At 67.7% G+C, this 7,796-nt stretch carries 5 protein-coding genes; all 5 read left to right on the forward strand.

Annotation, left to right across the window (positions count from 1 at the left end):
- Window positions 1–59: 59 nt before the first annotated feature.
- The gene (prpR, locus tag BMZ19_RS18755) at window positions 60–2,027 is read left to right on the forward strand and encodes a propionate catabolism operon regulatory protein PrpR (RefSeq protein WP_090313112.1); all 1,968 of its coding nucleotides are present in this window, start codon (window positions 60–62) and stop codon (window positions 2,025–2,027) included.
- Between the two features lie 293 nt (window positions 2,028–2,320).
- Window positions 2,321–3,922 (forward strand): long-chain fatty acid--CoA ligase, encoded by a 1,602-nt coding sequence (locus BMZ19_RS18760; RefSeq protein WP_244517279.1) that lies wholly within the window; start codon window positions 2,321–2,323, stop codon window positions 3,920–3,922.
- A 161-nt stretch (window positions 3,923–4,083) separates the two neighbouring features.
- Complete coding sequence (locus BMZ19_RS18765) at window positions 4,084–5,949, forward strand: DUF1302 domain-containing protein (protein WP_090313114.1); 1,866 nt, start codon at window positions 4,084–4,086, stop codon at window positions 5,947–5,949.
- A 30-nt stretch (window positions 5,950–5,979) separates the two neighbouring features.
- Window positions 5,980–7,338: a DUF1329 domain-containing protein gene (locus BMZ19_RS18770; RefSeq protein WP_090313115.1), complete on the forward strand. Its 1,359-nt coding sequence runs from the start codon at window positions 5,980–5,982 to the stop codon at window positions 7,336–7,338.
- 86 nt (window positions 7,339–7,424) lie between these two features.
- Window positions 7,425–7,796: WD40/YVTN/BNR-like repeat-containing protein (locus BMZ19_RS18775; RefSeq protein ID WP_244517276.1), on the forward strand; the 372-nt coding region annotated here is incomplete at its 3' end.

Genomic DNA, 7,796 nt, shown 5'->3' on the forward strand with positions numbered 1-7,796 from the left:
CCGCCCGCCCCGGCCGTTTTCCCCCGATCCGCCGCCGCGTGCGGCCAGTGGAGCCGAACATGTCCGTCGAACCTTACCTGCCGCGGGTGATCGCCCTGCTCACCCATCTTCGCCAGCCGCAAGGAGCGAGCCGTATGGCGCGCATCGTCGAGCAGGTGATTGCCGACTATCAGGGCCGCGCGCGGATCGAGATCGTCGAAACCGACCTCGCCCAACTGCTGGAACGGGCCCGCGAGCTGGAAAGCGGCCAGCGGGTGGACATCATCGTCTGCTCCGGCGCCACCGCCGACTACCTGCGCCGGCATATCGCGACCTCGGTGCTGTCCATCCACATGGGCGAGTTCGACCTGATCCGCGCCCTCGACCTGGCCCGCTCGCGGGCCACCAAGGTCGGCATCCTCAGCTTCGGCCAGCCGCATGCCGAGCTGGCGGCGCTGCAGTCGCTGTTCACGGTCGCGATCCGCGAGGCCACCTACGCCAGCTTCGAGGAGGCGCGCGAGCAGGTCGAGCGCCTGGCCAGCGACGGCTATCGGGTCATCGTCGGCTCCTCGACGGTCGCCCAGCTCGCCGACGAGGCCGGCAGTCAGGGAGTGCTGGCTCTCAACGCCGACAGCATCAGGCGCACCCTGGACAACGCGCTATCCATCTGCCGCAGCCGGGCGCAGAGCCTGCTCCAGCAGCAGCGCCTCAACGCCGTGCTGCGCAACCTGAGCGACGGGGTGATCGCCCTCGACGCCGAGGGACGGGTGCAGTCCATCAACCCGCGGATGGCCACCCTGCTGGAGACTTCCGCGGAGCGGGCCAGTGGCCGACCGATCGGCGAGGTCATCCCCGACCTCAATCCCTCCGCCATCCTGCGCAGCGGCGAGGGTGAGGAAAACCAGCTGATCCGGGTCGGCGCCAAGACCCTGGCCGCCAACCTGACGCCGATCATCGAGGACGGCAAGGCGGACGGCGTGGTCATCACCTGCCAGGAGAGCAACGCCATCCAGCGCGCCGATCGGCGCATCCGCAGCCAGGCACGGCCGCGCCAGCTCACTGCGCGCTACCGCTTCGAGCAGATCATCGGCGCGGCGCCGGCCTTCCGGGCCACCGTGCGCCTGGCGCAGCGCTACGCGCAGACCGACTCCACCGTACTGATCACCGGGGAAAGCGGTACCGGCAAGGAGCTGCTGGCGCAGAGCCTGCACAATGCCAGCGCCCGCCAGCAGGCCCCCTTCGTGGCGATCAACTGCGCCGCCTTTCCCGAGTCGCTGCTGGAGAGCGAGCTGTTCGGCTACGAGGAAGGCGCCTTCACCGGCTCGCGCAAGGGCGGCAAGATCGGTCTGATCGAGACGGCGCATACCGGCACCCTGTTCCTCGACGAAATCGGCGACATGCCGGTGTCGCTGCAGACCCGCCTGCTGCGCGTGCTGCAGGAGCGCGAGGTGCTGCGCCTAGGCGCCTCGGAGCCGACCCCGGTGGACATCCGCGTGATCGCCGCGACCCACTGCGACCTGCGCGCGCGCATCGCCGACGGCCGCTTCCGCGAGGACCTGTTCTACCGGCTGAACATCCTGCGCCTGGTCGTGCCGCCGCTGCGCGAACGGCTCCAGGACATCCCGCCCCTGGTCAGCGCCATCCTCGAGCGGCTGCCGCGCACGCCCGGCTCGCCCCAGCCCGCCCTTGAAGCCTTCCGCCCGCTCATGCCCCATCTGCTGCGCCACAGCTGGCCCGGCAACATCCGCGAGCTGGAGAACATCGTCGAGCGCGCGGCGATCTCCGCCCAGGCGCTGGAAGACGGCGATCCGGGCGACAGCCTCGCCACCCTGTTTCCCGAGCTGTTCGAGGACGCGCAGGCCGAGTTCGCCACGCAGCCGTCGGCGCCGGCCGCCGACGACCTGCGCAGCCTGGGCAAGGCCGCCGAGGCGGCCCATGCCCGCCAGGTGCTGGATGCCTGCCAGGGCGACATGGACGAGACCGCACGGCGTCTCGGGGTGAGCCGCACCACCCTGTGGCGTCGTCTGCGGGTCGCCAGGGATGACTGAGCCCTTCATTGCAGAGATGCAATCGGGCAACGGCAAGAGCCTTTCACATCTGCAACGCGGCTGCCGGCAATCGCCCCTAAAGCCCCTTTCCGCCCCACGGACTTCATCGCTATCTAACTGAATCAAAAGGATTTTTTAAAAAAAGACGTCACCCTTAGGTTGCTGGCACACCCCTTGCTAATGTCATCGCGGTGGTCGCGTCTCCCCCTGACGACCACCGCCATAGGGCCACTACGCGGCCCCGGGCGCCACACCACCACCAACAACAAGGCAGGAGATTCGCAGTGCAAGGCATGATGATGAACTTCAACCTGGGTATCACGGCGGTCATGCGCCACGCCGAGCAGGTTGCGGGTGACACCGAGATCGTCTCCCTGTTCGCCGACGGCCGCCGCCACCGCTACACCTACGCGCAGGCCTTCGCTCGCGTGCGCCGCCTCGCCAACGTGCTGGATCGCCTGCAAGCCGCGCCGGGAGCACGCCTGGGCACCCTGGCTTGGAACGACCACCGCCACTTCGAGCTGCACTACGCCATCCCCTGTTCGGGACGCATCTGCCACACCATCAACCCCAAACTGTTCCCCGAGCAGGTTCGCTACATCATCCAGCACGCTCAGGACGACATCCTGTTCATCGATCCGCAGTTCATTCCGCTGATCGAGAGCCTGGTCGCCGGGCTGCCCAGCGTCCGCCACTTCGTCGCCCTGTGCGCAGCGGACGAGCTGCCACCGAGCAGCCTGCCCAACCTGCTGAGCTACGAGGCCCTGCTGGCCGAGTCCGGCGAGGACTACACCTGGCCGGAACTGGACGAACGCACCGCCTGCGGCCTGTGCTACACCTCGGGCACCACCGGCCACCCCAAGGGGGTGCTGACCAGTCACCGCAGCGCAGTCCTCCACGGCATGGCGCAGAACATGGCGGACAACATCGGCCTGCGCGCCCTGGACGTGGTCATGCCGATGGTACCGATGTTCCATGTGAACGCCTGGGGCATGCCCTACAACGCGGCAATGGTCGGCGCCAGGCTGGTGCTGCCCGGCCCGCGGGTCGCCGACGCCGCCACCATGGTCCGCCTGATCAACGATGAAGCCGTGACCCTGGCCCTGGCGGTGCCGACCCTGTGGTCGAACATCAGCGACTATCTGCACAGCAGCGGAGTCAGCGTGCCCAGCATGGGTCGCGGGGTGACCGGCGGCGCCGCCTGCCCGCTGGCGCTGATCGAGGCCATGGCGCGCCACGGCGTGCAACTGGAAAACGGCTGGGGGATGACCGAGCTGAGCCCCATGGGCAGCTACAACCGCTACCAGCCCTGGTACGCCGAGCTGGACGAAGCCGCTCGTGGCAGGCAGCAGATCAAGTCCGGGCGCCCCCTGTTCGGCGTCGAGATGCGCCTCGTCGACGAGACCGGCCTGCTACTGCCGCGCGACGGCGTCGCCAGCGGTGCCCTGCAGGTGCGCGGCCCCTGGGTCAGCAGTGGCTACTACGGCCAGGAAGGCGGAGCGGACTGGTTCGACACCGGCGACGTCGCCAGCATCGACCCGTGCGGCTACCTGCTGATCACCGACCGGATCAAGGACGTGATCAAGTCAGGCGGCGAGTGGATCTCCTCGGTAGAGATCGAGAACGCGGTGCTCGCCCACCCGCAGATCGCCCAGGCCGCCGTGGTGGGCGTGCCGCACCCGCGCTGGAGCGAGCGCCCGCTGCTGCTGATCGTGCCCCGCAGCCCCTGGCAAGCCCCCAGCCACCAGCAACTGCTCGCCTTCCTCGCCGATCGGCTGCCCAAGTGGTGGCTGCCCGACGCCAGCGAACAGCTTGCCGAGCTGCCGCTCACCGCCACCGGCAAGGTCAGCAAGAAGGCCCTGCGCGAGCAGTTCGCCGACTACGCCTGGCCCTGAACGCAAGCCTCCGAACCGCCCCTCCAGTCCGGCAGTGCCACTGTGCGCCGCCGGCCGGGAGCTCCTTGTCTCTCCTGCACCCGCGGCAGCGCCTGCCGCCCGCAGAGGCCGGAGCGGATATGCACGCAGTTCACCACCTCCTCACAAGCAGAGACCACGCAATGCACAACAACAAGAACGCTCTCTTCTGCCCCTCCGCCCGCAGCCTGCTCGCCACGGCCATCCTGGCGGCCAGCCTGCCGGCCGCCCAGGCCTTCGAGCTGGACACCGGCAGCGCCGACTGGAGCGTGCGTTTCGACAACACCGCCAAGCTCAGCTACGGCCAACGCGTGGAAGGCGAGAACGCCAAGATCGCCGCGACCGCCAATCTCAACGACGGCGACAAGAACTTCAGCGTCGGCAGCGCGGTCACCCAGCGCTTCGACCTGCTGACCGAGCTGGACGTGGTCTACCAGGGGAGCATGGGCCTGCGGGTCAGTGCGGCGAGCTGGTACGACCATGCCTACGACGACGTCGGCTCCAACTCCAATCCCTTCCCGGGCCAGGAAGCGAACGCCGGCAACCTGGTCCTCGCCCGCCCGGTGGCGGGACTGCCGGCCGGCACGGTGCTGGCCGGTGGTCCGGCCCGGCGTCACGGCCTGAGCAACTACACCGACCGCTACTACAACGGCCCGTCCGGCGAAATCCTCGACGCCTTCGTGTTCTACAGCACCGAGATCGGCCAGGAGTCGATGCTCAGCGGCAAGCTCGGCAAGCATACGGTGTACTGGGGCGAAAGCCTGTACAACGCCGCCAACGGCATCAACTACGGCCAGTCGGCGCTGGACCTGGCCAAGCTGTACAACGTACCGGGCACCGAGACCAAGGAGCTGTTCCTGCCGCGCAACCAGCTGTCGCTCAGCTTCACAATCAATCCCGAGCTGACCGTGGCGGCCCAGTACTTCTTCGAGTTCCAGAACTCGCGGCTGCCGGAAGGCGGTACCTACATGGGTGCCTACGACATGCTGGCCGACGGCGGCGAGGTGTTCTGGCTGCCGCTGCCCAACGCCGTCGGTGGCGCCGGAGCCTTCTACGCCGCCCCGCGCGGCCATGACGTCAAGCCGCACAACTCCGGCGACTACGGACTGATGGCCAAGTGGAGCCCGGAGTGGCTGGACGGCACCCTCGGCGTCTACTACCGCAACACCTCCGACCCCATGCCGGCGGTGCTGGTGAATGCCCCCGCACTGCATACCGGCAGCCTGGCAGGGATGAACTACCTGACCGCCTACGCCGACGACATCGACATCTACGGCATCAGCCTGTCGAAGAGCGTCGGCCCGGTCAGCGTCGGCCTCGACCTCAACTACCGCGAGAACATGCCGCTGGCGAGCAACTTCAGCACCATCAACGCGCCCCTGCAGCAGGCGCTGGCCGGCACGCCGGGCGGCGCCAACCTGATCGGTGCCGTGCCGGACAACGGTGAAACCGGCCTGGCGCGCGGCAAGACCTTCCACGTGGTGCTGAACGGTCTGGTCACCTTCGGCAACACGCCGCTGTGGGATGCCTCGTCGCTGGCCGTGGAGGCCGCCATGACCCACCTGGTCAGCGTCGACGAAGCCGAGCAGACCTACAAGGGCGACTCCAGCTATCGCGGCGTCGACAAGGCCACCACCAATGCCTACACCCTGGCGGTCAACTTCACCCCGATCTGGTACCAGGCGCTGCCCGGCGTCGATCTGTCCCTGCCGCTGGCCTACAACGTCGGCCTCAAGGGCCAGTCGGCGATCCAGCTCGGTGGCAACGAGGATTCCGGCAGCTTCTCGGTGGGCATCGCAGCCGACGTCTACCAGAAGTACAAGTTCGATCTGAAGTACGTGGACGCCTTCGGCAAGTTCGATACCTGCGAAAACGGCAGCGACAACAACACCCCCGGCCTCAATGGCCAGTACCAGTGCATCCCCGGACAGATCACCGCGCAGGCCGGCCTGGCGCCGCTGCTCAAGGATCGCGGCATGGTCACCGCCTCGTTCAAGACCACCTTCTGACCCCCGAATAACAACAAGCGGAGAATCGCGATGAAATACTTCAACAACCTGCTGACCGCCTCGCTGGCGGCCATCATCGCCAGCCAGGCCCAGGCAGCCGTACCGCCCCAGGAGGCCGCCAGACTGGGCAATCAGCTGACCCTGGTGGGCGCCGAACAGGCCGCCAATGCCGACGGCTCCATCCCTGCCTACCAGGGCGGCCTGACCACGCCGCCGCCCGCCTTCAAAGCGGGCGATACCTTCCGTCCCGACCCGTTCGCCGACGAGAAGCCGCTGCTGGTGATCGACGGCAAGAACGTCGCCCAGTACAAGGACCAGCTGACCGCGGTCACCGCCGAGCTGATCAGCCGTTACCCGAGCTTCCGCATCGAGGTCTACCCCAGCCACCGCACCGCCACGCTGCCCAAGGCGCTGCTCGACAACACCCTGAAGAACGCCACCGGCGCCAAATCGCTGGAGAACGGCATGGCGATCGAGAACGTGCTGCCGGGCGTGCCCTTCCCGATTCCGCAGAGCGGCGCGGAAGCCATGTGGAACCACCTGCTGCGCTACCAGGGCGTGGCACAGAAGGCCAAGTACGACTCCTGGAACGTCGACGCCGCCGGCGTGGCAGCCCTGGCCACCACCGGCCTGGCGTTCAACGGCTTCCCGATCTACGAGGACCTGAACAAGGTCATCGACGCCAAGGACACCTACTTCCAGACCAAGCTCTACTACACCGGCCCGACCCGCCGCGTCGGCGAGTCGCTGATGCTCAAGGACTCGGCCAACCCGCTGGCCAACCCGCGCCGCGCCTGGCAGTACCTGCCCGGCCAGCGTCGCGTGAAACTGGCGCCCAGCCTGGCCTACGACACGCCGAACCCGGGCACCGCCGGCTCCGGCACCTTCGACGACGTCTACGTGTTCAACGGCGCGCTGGACCGCTACGACTGGAAGCTGGTCGGCAAGAAGGAAATGTTCGTGCCGTACAACACCTACAGGCTCACCTACATGAAGGATGCCAAGCAGCTGACCACGGCGAACCATCTGAATCCGGAGCTGGTGCGCTGGGAGAAGCACCGCGTGTGGGTGGTGGAAGGCACCCTGAAGTCCGGCTCCCGTCACATCTACCACAAGCGGCGCTTCTACCTGGACGAAGACAGCTGGTTCGCCCTGGCCTCCGACCAGTACGACGCCCGTGGCCAGCTGTATCGCGGTTCCTACAGCTTCTTCACCCAGAGCTATGACGTCGCAACGCCGAACAACAACCCCCATGTGGTCTACGACCTGATCGGCGGCAGCTACAACGCCAACGGCCTGATCGGCCCGCACGGCGGCATCGAGTACATCGCGCCGCTGTCCAACGCTCAGTGGTCGCCGGAGGCTTTGGCGGGTGCCGGTATCCGCTGATGCAGTAGGGAGCGATCCGCTCCCCCAAGGACACCGGGCGGCACCCAGCGTGCCGCCCGGTACGGCTTTCGCAAGAGGACGCGGTAATGGGTTCCTTCAATAAGTGCGCGCTGCTGGCGCTGGGTATCGCGCTGGGTTCGCTGCAGGGCATGGCCCAGGCAGCCACCTTCGTGGATGTGCTGGACTTGCCGGCCCGCTCGAGCGAACTGGCATCGCGCAGCCCGCTGCGCGATGTGGCGCGCGCGGGTGATCGGCTGGTCGCGGTCGGCCTGCGCGGTCACATTCTGTATTCCGAGGATGCCGGCAAGAGCTGGCAGCAGGCCAGCGTGCCGGTCAGCTCCGACCTCAACGCGGTGCATTTCCCCGCCGCCAAGCAGGGCTGGGCGGTCGGCAACGATGGCGTGGTGCTGCACAGCCGCGATGGCGGCGCCAGCTGGGAGAAGCAGCTGGACGGCCGG

The sequence above is a fragment of the Pseudomonas linyingensis genome (genome assembly GCF_900109175.1).
Taxonomy (GTDB): domain Bacteria; phylum Pseudomonadota; class Gammaproteobacteria; order Pseudomonadales; family Pseudomonadaceae; genus Geopseudomonas; species Geopseudomonas linyingensis.